The sequence below is a fragment of the Pseudomonas sp. PA-1-6B genome (assembly GCF_021609545.1).
Taxonomy (GTDB): Bacteria; Pseudomonadota; Gammaproteobacteria; order Pseudomonadales; family Pseudomonadaceae; genus Aquipseudomonas; species Aquipseudomonas fluorescens_BV.
The window spans coordinates 1-18,771 of sequence record NZ_WJZM01000086.1 but is presented as its reverse complement, the minus strand read 5'-3'; the positions used below and the strand labels follow the sequence as shown (position 1 = coordinate 18,771).

The window sequence follows — 18,771 nt, the reverse complement described above, 5'->3', positions numbered from 1 at the left end:
GACAGAATCGGTAACTGTGGCGAGGGAGCTTGCTCCCGCTGGGGCGCGAAGCGGCCCCAAAAATGGGACTGCTACGCAGTCCAGCGGGAGCAAGCTCCCTCGCCACAAGTCACTGGTTGTCTGCTCTAGCTCTTAACTGACTGGCATTAGGGCAAGCCAGCTCCCACAGGGATCTCTACACGTCTGACGGCCTTTTAAAAGGCAAAGGCGCCATCAAATACCGGCTTGTCATCCAGCGCCAACACCCCACTGGCAAAGATCAGGTCCAGGTGATGACTGCCTTTCTGCCCGCCACCCAAGCCCAGGTGCAGCCCGCAGTGACGCTCTTCAAACCCGGCATTGCGCGCATACAGGTCCTTGACCCCTTCATTGGTGCCAATCCCCAACTCCTCCACGCGACGGTTGGACGGGTTGGCATTCAGGTACTTGTTGAAGTCATCTGCCAGCCCCGGCACTTCGCTGGCCACGCTGCAAACGGTGGAGTTCTCGATCCATAACTCCAGCGGCGATTGCAGCACGCCGTATTTGCGTGCAAAGGGGATGGTACTGAGGAAGGTGCCGACAAACCGCACCTGGCCGTTGATGGCTTCGCTGTGGGTGGCGATTTCGCCGGGCGCCAGGTCGTGGTTGCCGACGCCGTTGATATTGGTCCACTTCTTGATGCTGCTCATCGGCGCTTCCAGGCGCGAACCGTGTTTGTCGGTAAAGCTCAGCACGTTGGCCTGGGCCATGCGCCGGATCAGTGTGGCGTTGAGGTCGGCGATGCGTTGGGGCTCGACGCTGAAGGTGTCGTAAAAATAGTCGCCGTAATCCTTGAACAGCAGGGATTTCTTCCAGTGCTCGGCCATCACGCCTTGCAGGGCGCGGATAAAGTCAGGGCCTTCGGCGCGTGGGTTGGGCAGCGTGGAGGAATCATAGAGAAACAGGTACAGGTCACAGGTTTGAATGGCTTGTGCCAGGGTGTCGCTGGGCGCCAGGTCCAGGCGTTGCAGTTGGAAGTTGAAGCGGGCGGCGCTGCCGTGGGTGATCGCCTGGGCGATGGCGTCATAGCGCTCGGTATGGCCGAGCAACACGGTGGGGCGGTTCAGGCCGTTGAGGGCCGGGTGGTGAGCAAGGTAGTAGAGAAAGTGTTCGACGGCGCGGGCCTTGTCCATGACGGGTGTCCTTCGGTGCCTTGGGTAAGGGGGCAGGCGCCGTGCACAGCGCCTGCCGGATGCCTGCCGGTTATTAGAAAGGCCACATCGCGGTGCCAAAAGGCACAACGGCATCGGCTTGCATCATTTCAACGGCGGCCTCATGGGTCGGCGCTTCAAACCAATCGTCGAGTTGCAGTTCGGTTTCCAGGTCGTTTTCCAGTGCTTGCATGGTGTATCTCCTAGAGGACGTTGATTGAGAACGGCTCACCCACAGGCTTCGCGGGCAAGTGGAAAGAACCTAGAAGAGAGTGTTTCGAAATGCAAAAAATTTATTGACACGGTTTCATTTGGATTTTTTCTTCTGTTTTTTGGCGGATTTTTTTATTCAGGCAAAACAGTAAATTGGCTGAAGCGATTCTTCAGACGTGGCCTTCCGACAGAATTCCGTTGAGGGCTGCCAAAGTCTGGCTGTAACGCAGGATTTCCGCGGTGTAACGATAGATTTACGCAACTGCCCTGGCTTTGTTGGGGGGCGCGCCGATGTAAGCATTAGCTGACAGAATTGCCTGTGCACTTTCTCGGTGCGTGCCGAAGCTGTCGAGCGGTGTACAATGCGCCGCGTTTTACTGTGACCCCCCTTGCGTACCCACGCAAAAGGCCAAGACCTCAGGGTTTGATCCCCCTGATCACTCCGCCTGGCCACGAGCCGGACGGGTTCGATTTCGTCACAGATAAAAACAAACAGGTGACGCATGACCATTAGAAAGACGCTGTACTCCTGGTGCCTGCGCTGGGGTTTGAGCGGCGCTGCTTGAGTCGGTAATTCAAGGCAGCAACCTGCATTCAACTCTTCAAACCTTGCGTGAGACCCTTTTCATGAGTGGACCCCATTCCTCTTCAGGCGAGCTGAAACGCGGCCTGAAAAATCGGCATATCCAGTTGATCGCCCTCGGTGGCGCCATCGGCACCGGCCTGTTCCTGGGCTCGGCCGGGGTGCTCAAATCCGCCGGCCCGTCGATGATCCTGGGCTATGCCATCTGCGGCTTTATCGCCTTCATGATCATGCGCCAGCTTGGCGAAATGATCGTCGAGGAGCCCGTCGCCGGCTCCTTCAGCCACTTCGCCCACAAGTACTGGGGCGGTTTCGCCGGTTTTCTGTCGGGCTGGAACTGCTGGATTCTGTACATTCTGGTGGGTATGTCGGAGCTGACGGCCGTCGGCAAGTACGTGCATTACTGGTGGCCGGAGATTCCGACCTGGGTCTCTGCGGCGGCCTTCTTCGTGCTGATCAACGTGATCAACCTGGCTAACGTCAAAGTCTTCGGTGAAGCCGAGTTCTGGTTCGCCATCATCAAGGTGGTGGCGATCGTCGGCATGATTGCCCTGGGCAGCTACCTGCTGGTCAGCGGCAGCGGCGGTCCCCAAGCCTCGGTCAGCAACCTGTGGGAGCATGGTGGTTTCTTCCCCCATGGCGTCGGCGGCTTGGTGATGGCCATGGCGATCATCATGTTCTCCTTCGGCGGCCTGGAAATGCTCGGCTTTACTGCTGCCGAAGCCGACCAGCCACGTACTGTTATCCCCAAGGCGATCAATCAGGTGATCTACCGCATCCTGATTTTCTACATCGGTGCCCTGGTGGTGCTGCTGTCGCTCACACCGTGGGACAGCCTGCTGGCGACCCTCAACGCCTCCGGCGATGCCTACAGCGGTAGCCCGTTCGTGCAGGTGTTCTCGATGCTGGGCAGTAACACCGCCGCGCATATCCTCAACTTCGTGGTGCTGACCGCCGCGCTGTCGGTGTACAACAGCGGTACTTACTGCAACAGCCGTATGCTCTTGGGCATGGCCGAGCAGGGCGATGCGCCCAGGGCGCTGGCGAAGATCGACAAGCGCGGGGTGCCGGTGCGTTCGATCCTGGCCTCGGCGGCGATCACCCTGGTGGCGGTGCTGATGAACTACCTGATGCCCCATGACGCGCTGGAACTGCTGATGTCGCTGGTGGTGGCCACGTTGGTGATCAACTGGGCGATGATCAGTTTCTCCCACGTCAAGTTCCGCCAGCACATGAACCGCACCGGCCAGGTGCCGCTGTTCAAGGCGTTGTGGTATCCGTATGGAAACTACATCTGCCTGGCGTTCGTGGTGTTTATCCTGGTGATCATGCTGATGATGCCGGGGATTCAGGTGTCGGTATATGCGATCCCGGTGTGGGTAGCGTTCATGGCAGTGTGTTACTGGATCAAGAACAAGCGCACGGCGCGGTCAGCTATTGGCGCAACGGGTCCGGTTCTGGAGTAGGACTTTTCCCCTTGCAGAAAACCCGGCGCCCTGCCGGGTTTTTTGTGGGTATGGCAGGTTAGAATCGCCCCCTCTTTTTTCCGCATGCCCGGAGGCCCCGATGCAATACACCGACGTCGCCGATAGCGCCTTGCAGCGTGATGAACTGGAGGACTTGATCGGCCGGCACAGCGGCCCTTTGCGCTTGATCGGAGTAGATTTAAGTGGCGTCGACCTGTCGCGCATGGCACTGGACAACTGGGTGTTCGAGCGCTGCACCCTGGTCCAGACCTCGTTTCTCGGTTCTCGACTGGAAGGGACTCAGTGGAAAAACTGCCGAGCCAGCCTCGCCATTTTCGAAGCGGCCAACCTGCTCGAGGCGCAATTCCACAGTTGCGATCTGAACAACACCCGTTGGCAGCGCAGCAAACTGTCCCAGGCGGCTTTTACCCAGTGCAAGCTGACGGGCGCCAATTTCACCCATTGCGCGTCACTGGGGCTGAGCTTCAGCGAAACCCTGCTCAACAGTGCCTTTTTATCCGGGTTGTCGTTTGCTCGAAGTGTGCTCAAGAATCTGGATTTTTCCGACAGCGACTTGTCGGATACGGACTTTCGCAAGGCTGAACTGGTCGACTGCAGCCTCGCACATGCCCGCATCAACGGCGCTAATTTTGCGGGTGCCGACTTGCGCGGTGCAGATTTGAGCGGTTTTCGTCTCAATGATGCCAAACTGTTCAAAGGCGCCGTGATTTCCAAAGCCCAGGCGTCGATATTGTTGTCTGAGTTGGGCTTGTCCGTTGCCTAAGGTTTTGATTGATGCTGGAAATTTCCAACAATGTGCACCTGCCCGACGCCGAGATCGAGCTGACCGCCATTCGTGCCCAGGGTGCCGGTGGGCAGAACGTCAATAAAGTGTCGAGTGCGGTGCACCTGCGGTTTGATATTCCGGCCTCGTCGTTGCCGGAGTTTTACAAGGAGCGCCTGCTGGCGCTGCGTGACAGCCGGATCACCAGCGAAGGCGTGCTGGTGCTCAAGGCCCAGCAATATCGCACCCAGGAGCAGAACCGCGCCGATGCGCTGGAGCGCCTGGTGGAGTTGATCCAGAGCGCCACCAAGGTCGAGAAAAAGCGCCGTCCGACCAAGCCCACCCTGGGCTCGAAGAAACGCCGCCTGGAGTCCAAGACCAAGCGCGGCAGCATCAAGGCCGGGCGCGGCAAGGTCGACTTCTAGGCGTCGCGTGTTTCGCGGGCCTTAGGCGCCTGGCGGTACAGGTAGAAGCTCAGCAGCAAACCGGCGAAAGCTGCGAGGGCGGCGAACAAGAAGATCGAGGCAAAGCCAAAACCTGCCGCCACGGCGCCCGCCAGCGGCCCGGTGATGCCCAGGGACAAGTCGATAAACAGCGAGTAGGCCCCCACCGCCGAGCCACGGCTGGAGGCCGGCACCAGGTTGACCGCCTCTACCCCCAATGCGGGGAACACCAAGGAAAAGCCGAAACCGCTCAACGCGGCACCCGCCAACGCCAGTTGGGCATCCGGCGCCAGCCACAGCAGCAGCAGGCCCAGCACTTCCACTGACAGGCAGGCGATTGCGACGCGAAAACCGCCAATGCGGTTGATCAAATTGCCAAACAGCAAGCGTGCGCCGATAAAACTGGCACCGAACAGGCTCAAGGCCCACACCGCGTTATCCCAGTGCTGAGTGCTGTAATACAACGTGATAAAGGTGGCGATGGTGCCAAAGCCGATGGAGCCCAGCGCCAGCGCGCAACCATGCGGCAGCACGCGGCCCAGCACGTTCATGAACGGCAAACGTACGCCGGGAACAATCGGCGCCGCTTGTTTTTTCCAGGCCAACAGCACACCCAGCACGGCCAACAGAATGATGCTGACGCCCATGCTCCACAGCCCAAAATGGCTGACCAGCAGCACCCCCAACGGCGCACCCACCGCCAGCGCGCCGTAGCTGGCGATGCCGTTCCAGGAAATAACCTTGGCCGTGTTCGCCGCGCCGACACGGCCAATGCCCCAGCCAATCGCGCCCGAACCCACCAGGCTTTCAGCGCTGCCCAGCACCAGCCGCCCGACCAGCAGGCAGCCGAGGCTCAGAGCCGGCAGGCTGGAAAACCACGCCGCAAACAACATGAACACGCCACTCAAACCGCAGCCCACCAAGCCGATCAGCACGGCGCGCTTGCTGCCCAGATTGTCGATGATCTTACCGGCATAGGGGCGGCTCAGCAGGGTTGCCAGGTATTGCACGCTGATCACCAGCCCGGCGATGACGGCGCCATAGCCCAGCTGGCTATGGACATAACCCGGTAGTACGGCCAGGGGGATGCCGATATTCAGGTAGCCGATGAAGGTAAACAGCACGATGGAAACGACTTGCAGCGTGACCGCCATGGGGCGCTGGGTATCTGGCATGGGAGAGATCCACTGTCGCAGCAGGTAAAGATAGGCTGCTAATGATACCGGTGCGCAAGCCGGGCAGGGCGGCAAAAATGTAAAACGTCAGATCTAAGGCAGATCAAGCTTGGGCGGGGGCCAGCAATTGGGTGGTCACCAGGGCCGCCAGGGCGTTTTCCTGGGTGCCGAAGCGCTTGAGCAGTGCTGCTTGCTTGTCGGCACTGAGGCGGTTCCAGACTTCGACCATCTGCAAGGCAGCGTCGAGTACAGCGGCGTCCGGCGTGTCGGAAGGGGAAGTGGTCATAGTGAAGATCTCGGATGATTCAGGCAGTGTGGAAAGCGCTCAAAGGCGCGCTTTCCACACGGTCTGGTACGGCGTCAGTCTCGGCTTTCGCGCTCGACTGGTTTTGCTTCTTTGGCCTCAGGCTGCTTGTCGCTGGCCTGCTGCGGTGTTGGCTGCTCAGTTGGGTGCAGGCTTGGGAAGGGGAGATTAGGTATCTCGTGCATCGTGGTCGCTCCTCGCAAGGTCTGTTTTTTCAATCGCAGGTGATTCCGCGCTCTCAAAAAGCCTTGGCAGGATACAGCACCGTAAATGACAAAAAGACTTTTATCTCCACAGATGCACAATTTTTAATGGTTCAGGCGCAAGTGACATGAGGTCACACCCCTAGAACGGCACCTTGCCCAGGATCATGTCGCGGTACATCACAAAATCCCCCAACAAGCTGTAGAACGGGTGTTGAAAGGTGGCGGGGCGGTTCTTTTCGAAGAAGAAGTGGCCAATCCAGGCAAAGCTGTAGCCCGCCAGGGGCAACGCCAGCAGCAGAACCAATGAGCCTCTGCCGATGGCGTACGCGAGAATGCCTATTACCAGGGTGGTGCCGATAAAGTGCAGGCGTCGACAGGTGCTGTTGCCATGTTCGCTCAGGTAGTACGGGTAGAACTCGGCAAAACTGTTGAATTTCTTGATGTTTTCCACGGTCACCGACCCTCTGGTTGCTGTGCCGCCAACGGGTGCGCGGCGGGGAGCTTATTTGAGTCTAGAGTGATCAGTGCTAACAGCCAGTGACAATAGATGCCACTTTAGTATCCTTGGCTTCCTGGCTGCCGTTTGAGCCTGCTTTCAACAAGAAGACGCCATGAGCGAACGAACAACTTCTGCAAGCTGGGCGATGGGCATCGTCAAGGCGCTGGAAATGGATGGCCTGGATTGCCGTGCCTTGTTCAAGCAACTGGGCCTGGACTACGCCGCCCTCAGTGACCCCGACGCGCGCTTCCCGCAAGACGCCATGACCCGCCTGTGGCAACGCGCGGTAGAGGTGTCGGGCAACCCGGCGATTGGCCTGAACATGGGCAAGGTGGTGCGGCCGGCCTCGTTTCATGTTGCCGGTTATGCGTTGATGTCCAGCAACACCCTGGCCGAAGGCTTTATGCGATTGGTGCGCTACCAGCGCATCATCGCCGAAAGTGCTGACTTGAGTTTTCGACTGTTACCCGAAGGCTATGCGTTGATTCTGACGGTGCATGGCGATCACTTGCCGCCGACCCGTCAAAGCGCCGAAGCCTCGCTGGCCAGCGCCCTGGCCCTGTGTGGCTGGCTCACCGGGCGCACACTGCAGCCCCGCAAAGTGCTGCTGCAAGGCGAGCAGCCGGCGGACCTGGCGCCCTACCAACAGGCCTTTCATGCGCCTTTGCAATTCAATGCACCCTATGACGCGCTGATTTTCGAGCAGGCTGACATGGAGGCGCCGCTGCCCACGGCCAACGAAGCCATGGCGCTGTTGCATGATCGCTTTGCCGGTGAATACCTGGCGCGTTTTTCCGAAAGCCGCGTGACCCATAAGGCGCGTCAGGTGCTGTGCCGCCTGTTGCCTCAGGGCGAGCCCAAGCGCGAAGCCGTGGCCCAGACGTTGCACCTGTCCCAGCGCACCTTGCAGCGGCGGCTGCAGGAGGAGGGCACCAGCTTCCAGGCCTTGCTTGATGACACACGGCGCGAACTGGCCGAGCAGTACCTGGCACAACCCAGCATGACCTTGCTGGAAATCGCTTACCTGCTGGGGTTTGCCGACCCGAGCAACTTTTTCCGCGCGTTTCGCCGCTGGTTCGATGCCACGCCCGGTGAATACCGGGCGCGCTTGCAACAAATGTCGTCGGTCAGTGACGCCAGAACGCCGGAATGCACAACACAAACACGGTGATGATCTCCAGGCGACCCAACAACATGCCCAAAGACAGGATCCACTTGGCGGCATCCGGCAGGGTGGCGAAGTTACCGGCCGGGCCGATGGTTTCGCCCAGGCCGGGGCCCACGCCGGAAACGGTACTGGCGGCGCCGGTCAACGCGGTCATCCAGTCCACGCCTAGCAGCGACAGGGCCAGGGCGATCATGCAGATGGTGATGGCGAAGAAAAACGAAAAAGTCAGGATCGACCGCACAATTTCTTCATCGAGGCGATGGCCGTTGTACTTCTGCTTGATCACCGCGCGCGGATGGATCAACTGATTCAAGTTGGCCTTGAGCAGGATGTAGGCCACCTGGAAACGAAAGATTTTGATACCGCCCGCGGTGGAGCCCGAGCAGCCGCCGATAAAGCCCAGGTAGAAAAACAGCATCAGTGAGAAGTTGCCCCACAGGCTGTAGTCCCCCAGTGCAAAGCCGGTGGTGGTCACCACAGACGTCACGTTCAGCGCCACATGGCGCAAGGCATCGAGCCAGTGCAGGTTGGTGGTCCACCAGTACCAGGTGCCGAGTACCAGCCAGGTCACCAGCAACAGGCCGAGCAAGCCTTGCACCTGCTGGTCCTTGATCAGCGCCCGACGGTTACCACGTAAAGTTGCAACGTACAGGGCGAACGGCAAGCTGCCCAGGATCATCACCACCACCGCGACCCAGTGCACCGCCGGTTGTTTCCAATGGGCCAGGGACTCGTCCGAGGTGGAAAACCCACCCGTGGAAATCGCCGACATCGCATGGTTGATCGCATCGAACACGCCCATTCCGGCCCACCAGAAGGCCAGGCTGCCGAAGATGGTGATGCCCACATACGCCGCCACGATCAGACGCGCCACCATGTGTGAACGAGGCATGACCTTTTCCGAGCGATCCGAGGATTCGGTCTGGAACAGGCGCATGCCACCAATGCGCAGCAGCGGCAGGATCGCCACCGCCATGCCGATAAAGCCGATACCGCCGAGCCAGTGCAGCAGCGAACGCCACATCAAAATGCCCGGCGACATGCTGTCCAGCCCGCTCAACACGGTGGAGCCGGTGGCGGTGATGCCGGACATGCTTTCAAAGAACGAGTCGGTGTAGCTGATGTGCTGGGTCAGCAAAAAGGGCAGGGCGGCGAATATGCACACCACCACCCAACTACTGACCGTCAGCAGGTACATGTCCCTGGGGCGCAGGTGCACATGCTCTGGGCGACCAGGGATGACCAGCGCCAGGCCGGCGATAAAGGTAATCAGGCTGGCCCACAGGAACGAGGGCAGGTCGCTGGTGCGTTCGAAGATCACCAGGGTCGCCATCGGGATCACCATAGCGACCGCAAGGGTGATCAGGAAGATGCCGATGATGAAACCGATGATGCGCAGGGTCGGCAACGCCATGAAGTTCGCTCGGGTGATTGGGCAGAGGCGCCATTCTACCTGCGGTGCAGGTCTTGTAAACCAAGGGCTGCCGGTTGATGGAGAACCCCTGTGTGTGGCTTGGTGTTTACACAACTTCGCAGCGACGCTGAAGCTGTGGCGAGGGAGCTTGCTCCCGTGACAACCTATCAACCGACGCAGATTTCCCTGACACACCACGATCCAAATGTGGGAGCTGGCTTGCCTGCGAAGACGGCCTAACAGTCAACACAGTTGGATTGTGTACATATCCATTCCTGCGGTAACGGCTACTTAGGGTTCCGCCCTGACGGCGGCTCACTTTGCAAAAGCGGCAAAGTAAGCAAAGCGCTCTTGCCCCACCACTCGGCACCTCGCTTGGGCTCGGTGTGCCCGAACGCAGACTTGAATCCGTGGGCCGCCGCCACGCGCCATCCATGGCGCGGGGCGGCTAACCCGGCGTCCTGCCGGGTTACCCACGAATTCAAGCCTGCGTTCGGCCAGCGTGGTTTAACGGGGCGCCTAAGATCAAAAGCAGATCAAGAGCAAGATCAAGAGCGACTCGCTTCGCATCGTGGTTACCGTCGGCTGCTACGGGCGGTCTGCAAAGTTGTGTAGATACCTCTGCTGCGATGGCGGTGTATCCGTGACAATTAGTCGACCGGACCACCGCCATCGCCGGCAAGCCAGCTCCTACAGGTATAGCGGCGGCAGTTACTGCGCGCATGAAAAAGGCGACCCGCAGGTCGCCTCTTTCAACTGCGCTTGATCAGAACTCGTGATCAGCGCTGTCCGGGTTCAGGTCGCTGATGCCCAGCTTGCCGGCAGCAGCCTCGATCGAGCCGGTCTGCTTGACCAGGGCGGCAATCGAGTCACGCACGATCTGGTTGCCCTTTTCATTGTCGGCGGCGATCAACTGGTCGTAGTGCTCGCCGTTGTTGGCGTGGTCAACCATCACCTGGATCTTCGCTTCAGTGGCCGCCAGGTCAGCCTTGAGGGCTGCATCGGCTGCCGGATCGGCCTTGGCCACCAGGGACGACAGGCTGGCGCCGGTCAGCTTGGTGCCGTCAACACGGGTGTATTCGCCCAGGTAGACGTTACGGATGCCCTTGGCGTCGTAGAAGTGCGAGTAATGGGTGTTGTCGCTGAAGCAGTCCTGTTCGTCTTCCGGCGAGTTGGCTTCCAGGGACACTTTCATGCGCTCCCCGGCGAGTTCGCCCAGAGACAGGCTGCCCATGCCGAACAGCATTTTACGCAAGCCATCGGTGCCCGGTTCCGACTCCAGGGTGGCGCGGTAGTTGTCTTCGACGTTGGGCTTCCAGTTGCCGACCATTTCCTGCAGGTCGCTGACCAGCAGTTGGGTGACAGCGCGCAGGTAAGTGCGGCGACGCTCGTTGTGGCCGCCGGTTGCACCGTCACCGGTCATGTAGTCCGATGCCGGGCGGTTGCCCGCGCCTGGGCCGGTGCCGTTGAGGTCCTGGCCCCACAGCAGGAATTCGATGGCGTGGTAGCCGGTGGCGACGTTCGCTTCGGAACCGCCCAGTTCATTGAGGCTGGCGAGTTTTTCCGGAGTGATCTCCTTGACGTCGACCTTGTCTTCGCCGACCTGGATCTCGTTATTGGCGATGATATTGGCGTTCGCACCTGGGTTGCCCAGCGCGTGCTCGTAGGACTTGTCGACGTAGTCGATCAGGCCTTCGTCCAGGGGCCAGGCGTTCACCTGGCCTTCCCAGTCGTCGATGATGGTGTTGCCGAAGCGGAATACTTCGCTCTGCAGGTAGGGTACGCGTGCGGCGATCCAGGCGGTACGGGCCGCTTTCAGGGTTTCGTCGTTCGGGTTGGCGAGGAAGGTATCGATTGCGGTCTGCAGGGTTTTTGCGGTGGATTCGGCATCGCTGTACACCGCAAACACCATGTCTGCGTAGTGCGCGACCACGGCCTTGGCGGCCGCTTCGTCGACCTGGCCAGCCGGGGCAGCCGCCGGTGCGGTAGTGCTGGCGGCAGCGGGTGCCTGGGGCGCGGCGGCCTTGTCTTTACCTTCGCCGCAACCGGCGAGAGAAATGGCAATGGCCAGCAGACTGGCGGTGGCCAGGGGCATACGAATCATGGCGAACATCCTGCTTCGGTTGTTGAAAGGGCGCGCGGGGAGCGAAAACGCTGCGACATAATGCGAAAGATTTGCATTTTGTGTAAAGGCTTATACGCGGGAAATATTGAGTATCGAAGTGTAAATTCAAAGACTCACGGCGTTATTGCGCTCTGACTGCTTCAGATAAGCCGTCAACTCCCGGGCCTGCAGCGGTTTGCTGTAGTGATAACCCTGCCCCTCATGGCACCCCTCGGAGATGATGTAGGCCTCCTGTTCGGCAGTCTCCACGCCTTCGGCAATCACCTGCATGCCCAGGCTTTTGCCCAACTGGATAATGGCGCGCACGATGGTGGCGTCATCGTCGTCGTCCTGCAGGTCCTGGACGAAGCTCTTGTCGATCTTGATCTTGTCCAGGGGCAGGCTCTTGAGGTAACTCAAGGATGAGTAGCCGGTGCCGAAGTCATCAATGGCGATCAGCGCGCCGGAGCGACGCAGGCTCAGCAGGTGCTGGGCTGCGGTGCTGATGTCTTCCATCAGGCCGGTCTCGGTCACTTCCAGCTCCAGGCTGCGGGGCGGCAGGCGATAGATCTGCATCAGGTTGTTGACCACCCGCGGCAACTCGGTGTGGTGCAGTTGCACGGTGGACAGGTTGACGGCCATGCGCAGCGCGGTGAAACCCTGATCATGCCATTCGCGCAGTTGCCGACACGCCTGGTCCAGCACCCATTCGCCGATGGGAATGATGGTGCCGTTCTGTTCCGCCAACGGAATGAACAAGTCCGGCGGTACCAGCCCATGTTCCGGGTGTTGCCAGCGCAGCAGCGCTTCCACACCGACCACGTGATGGTCGAGATAGCTGATTTGTGGTTGGTACACCAAGTGAAACTGCTCGCGGCCCAAGGCGTCTCGCAAGTCTTTCTCCAGTTCACGGCGCCGGCGCATTTCGCTGTCGACGCTGGCGATATAAAACTGATAGCGGTTGCGCGAGCGGCTCTTGGCCAGGGTCATGGTCTGCTCGGCTTTCTGAAGCAACTTCTCGGTGCTGTCGCCATCTTCCGGGAACAGCGTGATGCCGATGGTGGCGCGCAGGCGGATCAGGTCATGCTCAAGGGCGAACTCTGCTTCCAGGTCATCAAGGATGCTTTGCGCCAGTTCGGCGGCTTCGTAGGGCTGGTCGATATCAGCTTGCACCAGGGCGAACTGGTCGCCGCCCAGGCGGGCGAGCGTGCCCAGGCGGCCACTATGGGCGCGCAAGCGATCAGCCAAGGCCAGCAAGAGTTTGTCGCCGGCCTGGTAGGTGAATTGCTCGTTGACGCTCTTGAAATCATCCAGCCCCACGCATAACACCGCGACACGGCGTTGCCGGCGGCCGGCGTCCGTGAGGATTTTGTCCAGTTGCGCCTGCAACTTCTGGCGGTTCGGCAGGCCGGTCAGGAAGTCGTATTGGGCCATGCGCAACAGGCTCGATTCGGCCTCGTGGCGCAGGTGGGTATTGCGCTCGATGGATTCGAGCAATTGGTTGGCGGTGTTTATCCACTGCCCCAGTTCGTTGCGTTCGTGGCCCTTGAGCTGAGGGATCTTGTGCTCGCTGGGACGGTCCGGGTTGATCGAGGTCAGGTGCTCGATTATCCGCGACAGCGGTTTGGTGAGCATCCAGTGATACACCAGGTACAGCACCAGCCCCATGACCAGGGCGCGCAATACGCCCGAGATAAAGATGATGACCGAGCTGACCAGAAAACTTCGGCCATAGGTGGCGGTGTCGAGGGTGATGCTCAGGTCGCCGTAATATTCGCTGTAGGGGCCCTTGCCGACCAACGCAGTAGTAAAGGAGCGTTCCTGGCCAAGAATCAGGTCGGTCAACCAGCGGCTGGGCGACTGCTGTAAAGGACGGCTTTTTTCCGCCAGCATGGTCTCGTTGGGGTGCCCGATGGAGGCCATGCGCACAGCGTCGTCCTGGAACAGACCTTCGATCACCTGCATGCCCATCTCGCGATCCAGGCTGTACACGGCCTGGGTCGAGGGGTCGCGAAACATGTCGAGGATGCGCTGGGCATCGCCCGCCACGGCCTGGCGCGTCTTGTAGGCATCAAAAACGATCTGCGCCACGCTCAGCGCCACACCCACGATCAATGCCGACAGCAGCACAACCCGTAGCAACTTCACCGACAAGCTGTTCTTGAGTTCCAGCTTCAAAGGGGCATTCCTTGTCTCATGCGGGTGGCCGTCAATATGCCATGAGTATTGGCAATCTGGTGATGGCAGTCAAAGGGACATTCGGGCTTGAGATTAATTGAAGGGGCTGGATAAACGTGGAGGGATACCCGCTTATGTCAGGACGTTTGAGGCGTGGGCTGGACGCCGGGCAGAGAAGAAGAAGGCGGAACAGATCCGCCTTCTGTTTGGCGACGCTCTCAAAAATTGATCTTACCCTCTGGCTGTTGCTCTTCCCCTCCGACCTTTGACTGTTCACCCGCTATGTCTACGAGTTTGTTCGTCAAGTCCAGTGCGCTTTTCGCCAGGTCCATTCCCTTCTCAAGAAGACCGGATAACATTGGCACTGCACCCGCGGCCGTTGAAATAGGATCCATTGTCATTCTCCACATTGATTCAGGAGGTTTATTCCTCCTGGCGTTTATGTGGTGAATAGTTACCGTTGGGTTCCGGGATTTCTGGCATGGCAATCAGGGCGCCCATGAAAAAGCCCGGCAATCGCCGGGCTCTTTTTACTGCAAGCGTCGCTTAGGCAGTGAAGGTCTTGCCTTCGAACTGCTCAGCCACGAACTTCCAGTTGACCAGGTTCCAGAACGCTTCTACATACTTTGGACGCACGTTGCGGTAGTCGATGTAGTAGGCGTGTTCCCAGACGTCGCAGGTCAACAGCGGGGTGTCGCCGTTGGTCAGCGGGTTGCCGGCGCCGATGGTGCTGGCCAGGGCCAGGGAACCGTCAGCCTTTTTCACCAGCCAGCCCCAACCGGAACCGAAGGTGCCGACCGAAGTCTTGGTGAACTCTTCCTTGAACTTGTCGAACGAACCGAACGCAGCGTTGATGGCTTCAGCCAGTGCGCCGGTTGGTTGGCCGCCGGCGTTCGGCGCCAGGCAGTTCCAGTAGAAAGTGTGGTTCCAGACCTGAGCGGCGTTGTTGAAGATGCCGCCCGAGGAAGACTTGACGATCTCTTCCAGGGTCTTGCCTTCGAACTCGGTGCCAGGCACCAGGTTGTTCAGGTTCACGACATAGGTGTTGTGGTGCTTGTCGTGGTGGTATTCCAAGGTTTCCTTGGAGATGTGCGGCTGCAGGGCATCGTGTGCGTAGGGCAGCGGCGGCAATTCGAAAGCCATGATGATTCTCCTAATCAGGTCAGTTGCGGTGAGCGCAAGGCCGATCACGGGCGGCCAAACATGCGCCGGGGAGTTTGTACTCTTTGCGGCGCAGGGGTCCGATCATAGCACCGGGGGTGCGGCATAACCACGCAACAACTGTGTGGGATAGAGGTTCCAGAGCGTTTTGGAATATTGCTCAGGCGCTGATCAGTTGATAGGCCACCGAGAACATCATCGCGGCTACCAGCAGGTCCAGCAGGCGCCAGGTGGCCGGGCGTGCCAGCCAGGGTGCCAACCATGCCGCACCCAGCGCCAGGGTGGCGAACCACAGGAACGATGCACTGGCTGCACCGGCTACGTAGGCACCGGGTTCGGTTTGTTGCGCGCCCAGGGAGCCGATCAGCAGGACGGTATCCAGGTAGACATGGGGGTTGAGCAAGGTGACCGCCAAAGCGCTCAGCAGCACAGCGCGCAATGAGCGCGTCTTGAGGCTGTCGCTTTGGTCCAGGCTCTGCTTGGAGCACGCCCTGCGCAGCGCGCATGCGCCGTACCAGAGCAAGAACGCTGCACCGCCCCAGCGTGCCACCGCCAGCAGTATCGGGCTCTGCGCCAGCACGGTGGCCAGCCCGAATACCCCAGCGGCCACTAGCAGTGCGTCGCAGATCACACACAACGCCGCCACGGGTAAGTGATGTTCGCGGCGCAGGCTCTGCGCGAGTACGAATGCATTTTGGCTGCCGATTGCCATGATCAACCCGAGGGCCACCAGCAAACCGTTCATATAGCTTTGCCACATAGAGGGAGATCCTTGTTGATGCTCAAACGATGCTGGCTATGGTGCGGGTCGGGGCTGTATAAGAAAAACCAATATTGCTGATCGCTCATTAGAGAAACTGATGTTCGACTATAAATTGCTTTCTGCCTTGGCGGCGGTGGTGGAACAAGCCGGCTTTGAGCGCGGTGCCCAGGTGTTGGGGCTGTCGCAGTCAGCCATCTCCCAACGCATCAAGCTATTGGAGGCGCGCGTCGGCCAGCCGGTGTTGATACGGGCCTCGCCGCCAACGCCCACCGATATCGGCCGGCGCCTGCTCAACCATGTGCAGCAGGTGCGTTTGCTGGAGCGTGACCTGCAAAGCCAGGTGCCGGCCCTGGACGAGGAGGGCATGCCTGAGCGCCTGCGCATTGCCCTGAATGCCGACAGCCTCGCCACTTGGTGGGCCGAGGCAGTCAGCGACTTCTGCGCCGAACAGCATGTGTTGCTGGACCTGGTGGTCGAAGACCAGACCGTGGGCCTCAAGCGCATGCGCGCCGGTGAAGTGGCGGCCTGCATTTGTGCCAGCGAGCGTCCCGTGGCCGGCGCTCGCAGCCTGTTGCTGGGCGCCATGCGTTATCGGGCGCTCGCCAGCCCGGCCTTTCTGGCGCGGCATTTTCCTGGAGGCGTGCGGGCCGACCAATTGGCGCGCACGCCTGCGCTGGTGTTCGGCCCGGATGATTTCCTACAGCACCGCTACCTGGCGTCCCTAGGAGTGGACGGTGGTTTCGAACACCATCTATGCCCGTCATCCGAAGGTTTTATCCGCCTGACGGAAGCCGGCCTGGGGTGGGGCCTGGTGCCTGAATTGCAGGTGCGCGACCAGTTGGAAACCGGTGTATTGGTCGAGTTATTGCCAGATAAGCCCATCGATGTGCCGTTGTACTGGCATCATTGGCGCAGTGGCGGGCAACTGTTGGGCTTGTTGACCGACCATCTGGCCGATGTGTGTGGCCATTGGTTGGTGCCGTTGGAGTGATGGCGCGCGTCAAGGCAAGAGCGATGAAAAATGAAAGAACACGGAGTACGACATGAAAATTCTGGTCACCGGCGCAAGCGGCTTCATTGGCGGGCGCTTTGCGCGCTTCGCCCTTGAGCAGGGCCTGGACGTGCGGGTCAATGGGCGGCGCGCCGAGGGGGTGGAACACCTGGTGCGGCGCGGTGCCGAGTTCATCCAGGGTGATTTGAATGATGCCGACCTTGTGCGCGACCTGTGCCGCGATGTCGAAGCCGTGGTGCATTGCGCCGGCGCCGTCGGGCTGTGGGGCAAGTACCAGGACTTCCACCAGAACAACGTATTGGTCACCGAAAACGTCGTCGAAGCCTGCCTGAAACAGCGCGTGGGGCGCCTGGTGCACCTGTCGTCGCCGTCGATCTATTTTGACGGTCGCGATCACCTTGGGCTCACCGAAGAGCAAGTGCCCAAGCGTTTCAAGCATCCCTATGCCGCTACCAAGTACCTGGCCGAGCAGAAGGTGTTCGGCGCCCAGGAGTTCGGCCTGCAAGTGATAGCCCTGCGCCCACGCTTTGTCACCGGGGCCGGCGATATGAGCATCTTCCCGCGCTTGCTGAAAATGCAGCGCAAGAACCGCCTGGCGATCGTCGGCGACGGCTTGAACAAAGTCGACTTCACCAGCGTGCACAACCTCAACGAGGCGCTGCTCAGCAGTTTGCTCGCCACCGGTTCGGCCCTGGGCAAAGCCTACAACATCAGCAATGGCGCACCGGTGCCGATCTGGGATGTGGTGAACTACGTGATGCGGCAGATGGAGCTGCCCCAAGTGACTCGCTATCGATCCTACGGTTTGTCCTACAGCGTGGCGGCGTTGAACGAGGCATTCTGCGCGATGTGGCCGGGGCGGCCGGAACCGGCGTTATCGCGTCTGGGCATGCAAGTGATGAATAAAAACTTCACCCTCGACATCAGTCGCGCCAGGCATTATCTCGACTACGAGCCCAAGGTCAGCCTGTGGGCCGCGCTCGACGAGTTCTGCAGTTGGTGGAAAGCCCAGGACCCGGGCCGCCAATAACCTCATAAGCAGCAACACTTCGGGAACCCAATTCCAGGTTCCGAGTCGATCCATGCGCCGGGAGTGCGGTTTATTATACTCCTGCCGCTCGGCTTTACAGCCAGCCATCTCATTGATTCAGGGTAGATTCATGCGTAACGATGCTAAAGACGACTTCGACAACGTTCCCAGCCTGCGGGCCGACCTTGGGGATGACGATGATTTCGTGCCGACCCCCGCGACGTCGGTGCGTTCGCGAACGACGCCCGTGGTCAAGGTCAAGAGCGCCAGCACAGGCCCGTTGTGGGCACTGGTCGGCGCGCTGTTGATCGCTTTTGCGGGCCTGGCCTGGTGGAGCTTCCAGCAGATTTCCCTGATGGGCCAGCAGTTGGTTGCCACCCAGGAAAGCTTTGCCCGCATCAGCGAGGAAGCGGCAGGACGGCTACAGGCGATTTCCGGCAAGGTCGTGGCCAGCGAAGCGAATGTGAACAACGGCAGCGAAGCCTTGAAGCTGCAGATCAAGCAACTGGAAGCCCAGTTGCAGGAGCAGGGCAAGCAACAGTTGGGCGTAGCGGGTCAAGCCTCCGAGTTGGACACCCGCCTGGCCCAGATGAGTGCCAGCACCACCGAACTGACAGCGGCCAATACCAAGCTGCAAGGCCAGGTGCAGGCCCTCACTGACGCGGTCGCCGGCCTCACGGCAGCACAGGCCGAGATCAAGGGCCTGGCCACCGATGTGGCGGCGTTGAAGAAACAAGGTAACCCAAGCGCGGCCATCGCCCGTCTCGAGCAAGACCTGGTGGTACTCAAGAGCGCGCAGGAAAACCAGCCGGCCAACATCGACGCGCCGACCAACAAAGAATTCGATGTGTTCCGCATCCAGACCACGCGCAATATCACCACCTTGCAGAGCCAGGTGCAGAACTTGAATCAGCGTCTCAATGCGCCTGCTGCGGTCACCCCACTGGGTCAATGAACTCAAAATCATCCTCTGTAATTAGATGGACTCGCCCAAGCCGAGGCGTCTATGCGCCACGGTGGCATTCTTATAGAAGCCAACGACAGCGAGGGCGAGCCCATGAAAAAGCATACGACGATCAATCAGTCTTTGTCAGCC

18 protein-coding genes are annotated in these 18,771 nt (G+C 59.9%); 8 read left to right on the top strand and 10 right to left on the bottom strand.

Features of this window, described 5'->3' with window-relative positions; genetic code table 11:
- Positions 1-194: 194 nt before the first annotated feature.
- Entirely contained in the window at positions 195-1,154 is a 960-nt protein-coding gene (locus GIV35_RS25890; RefSeq protein ID WP_105228143.1) for a leucyl aminopeptidase, read from the bottom strand.
- 73 nt (positions 1,155-1,227) lie between these two features.
- Positions 1,228-1,365: a hypothetical protein gene (locus GIV35_RS25885; RefSeq protein WP_003175756.1), complete on the bottom strand. Its 138-nt coding sequence runs from the start codon at positions 1,363-1,365 to the stop codon at positions 1,228-1,230.
- 647 nt (positions 1,366-2,012) lie between these two features.
- Between GIV35_RS25885 and GIV35_RS25880 the strand changes: the two genes are divergently transcribed.
- The 3 genes from GIV35_RS25880 to arfB all read left to right on the top strand — a co-directional run bounded on the left by GIV35_RS25880 (position 2,013) and on the right by arfB (position 4,643).
- Positions 2,013-3,434 (top strand): amino acid permease, encoded by a 1,422-nt coding sequence (locus GIV35_RS25880; protein WP_057975120.1) that lies wholly within the window; start codon positions 2,013-2,015, stop codon positions 3,432-3,434.
- Positions 3,435-3,534: 100 nt separating this feature from the next.
- Positions 3,535-4,218: a pentapeptide repeat-containing protein gene (locus GIV35_RS25875; RefSeq protein ID WP_200648687.1), complete on the top strand. Its 684-nt coding sequence runs from the start codon at positions 3,535-3,537 to the stop codon at positions 4,216-4,218.
- Between the two features lie 11 nt (positions 4,219-4,229).
- Positions 4,230-4,643 carry an alternative ribosome rescue aminoacyl-tRNA hydrolase ArfB gene (arfB, locus tag GIV35_RS25870; protein ID WP_034128536.1) on the top strand — a complete coding sequence of 138 codons (414 nt, stop codon included), beginning with the start codon at positions 4,230-4,232 and terminating at the stop codon, positions 4,641-4,643.
- Here arfB and GIV35_RS25865 read toward each other — a convergent pair.
- Positions 4,640-5,836 (bottom strand): MFS transporter, encoded by a 1,197-nt coding sequence (locus GIV35_RS25865; RefSeq protein WP_236265280.1) that lies wholly within the window; start codon positions 5,834-5,836, stop codon positions 4,640-4,642. The genes arfB and GIV35_RS25865 overlap by 4 nt on opposite strands.
- A gap of 103 nt (positions 5,837-5,939) precedes the next feature.
- The gene (locus GIV35_RS25860) at positions 5,940-6,122 is read right to left on the bottom strand and encodes a hypothetical protein (protein ID WP_054918213.1); all 183 of its coding nucleotides are present in this window, start codon (positions 6,120-6,122) and stop codon (positions 5,940-5,942) included.
- Between the two features lie 14 nt (positions 6,123-6,136).
- Here GIV35_RS25860 and GIV35_RS25855 point away from each other — a divergent pair, with 14 nt between their 5' ends.
- Entirely contained in the window at positions 6,137-6,475 is a 339-nt protein-coding gene (locus GIV35_RS25855; RefSeq protein WP_057975124.1) for a hypothetical protein, read from the top strand.
- A gap of 10 nt (positions 6,476-6,485) precedes the next feature.
- Here the strand turns inward: GIV35_RS25855 and GIV35_RS25850 are convergent, their stop codons facing one another.
- Positions 6,486-6,797: a DUF962 domain-containing protein gene (locus tag GIV35_RS25850; protein WP_034128574.1), complete on the bottom strand. Its 312-nt coding sequence runs from the start codon at positions 6,795-6,797 to the stop codon at positions 6,486-6,488.
- Between the two features lie 160 nt (positions 6,798-6,957).
- On the opposite strand from GIV35_RS25850, the gene GIV35_RS25845 reads away from it, so the two are divergent.
- Entirely contained in the window at positions 6,958-8,016 is a 1,059-nt protein-coding gene (locus GIV35_RS25845; protein WP_034128534.1) for an AraC family transcriptional regulator, read from the top strand.
- Here the strand turns inward: GIV35_RS25845 and GIV35_RS25840 are convergent.
- The 5 genes from GIV35_RS25840 to GIV35_RS25820 form a co-directional block, all read right to left on the bottom strand.
- A complete protein-coding gene (locus tag GIV35_RS25840) occupies positions 7,973-9,427 on the bottom strand; it encodes a TrkH family potassium uptake protein (protein WP_003193780.1) in 1,455 nt (484 codons plus the stop codon). The genes GIV35_RS25845 and GIV35_RS25840 overlap by 44 nt on opposite strands.
- A 766-nt stretch (positions 9,428-10,193) precedes the next feature.
- Positions 10,194-11,531, bottom strand: a complete 1,338-nt coding sequence (locus GIV35_RS25835; RefSeq protein ID WP_105228131.1) for an imelysin family protein — start codon at positions 11,529-11,531, stop codon at positions 10,194-10,196.
- A gap of 126 nt (positions 11,532-11,657) precedes the next feature.
- Positions 11,658-13,709, bottom strand: a complete 2,052-nt coding sequence (locus tag GIV35_RS25830) for a putative bifunctional diguanylate cyclase/phosphodiesterase (protein ID WP_105228129.1) — start codon at positions 13,707-13,709, stop codon at positions 11,658-11,660.
- Positions 13,710-14,255: 546 nt separating this feature from the next.
- Positions 14,256-14,852, bottom strand: coding sequence for a superoxide dismutase (locus GIV35_RS25825; protein WP_003175739.1), 597 nt, complete (start codon positions 14,850-14,852; stop codon positions 14,256-14,258).
- Positions 14,853-15,030: 178 nt separating this feature from the next.
- Positions 15,031-15,630 (bottom strand): LysE/ArgO family amino acid transporter, encoded by a 600-nt coding sequence (locus tag GIV35_RS25820; RefSeq protein ID WP_032895568.1) that lies wholly within the window; start codon positions 15,628-15,630, stop codon positions 15,031-15,033.
- Between the two features lie 100 nt (positions 15,631-15,730).
- On the opposite strand from GIV35_RS25820, the gene GIV35_RS25815 reads away from it, so the two are divergent.
- From GIV35_RS25815 to GIV35_RS25805, 3 genes are all read left to right on the top strand, one after another.
- On the top strand, positions 15,731-16,624 hold the full coding sequence (locus tag GIV35_RS25815; RefSeq protein WP_054896698.1) for a LysR family transcriptional regulator ArgP: 894 nt from the start codon (positions 15,731-15,733) through the stop codon (positions 16,622-16,624).
- Positions 16,625-16,676: 52 nt separating this feature from the next.
- Positions 16,677-17,675, top strand: coding sequence for an NAD-dependent epimerase/dehydratase family protein (locus GIV35_RS25810; protein ID WP_034128528.1), 999 nt, complete (start codon positions 16,677-16,679; stop codon positions 17,673-17,675).
- Positions 17,676-17,805: 130 nt separating this feature from the next.
- The gene (locus tag GIV35_RS25805; RefSeq protein WP_105228127.1) at positions 17,806-18,630 is read left to right on the top strand and encodes an ATPase; all 825 of its coding nucleotides are present in this window, start codon (positions 17,806-17,808) and stop codon (positions 18,628-18,630) included.
- The last annotated feature ends 141 nt before the right edge of the window (positions 18,631-18,771 follow it).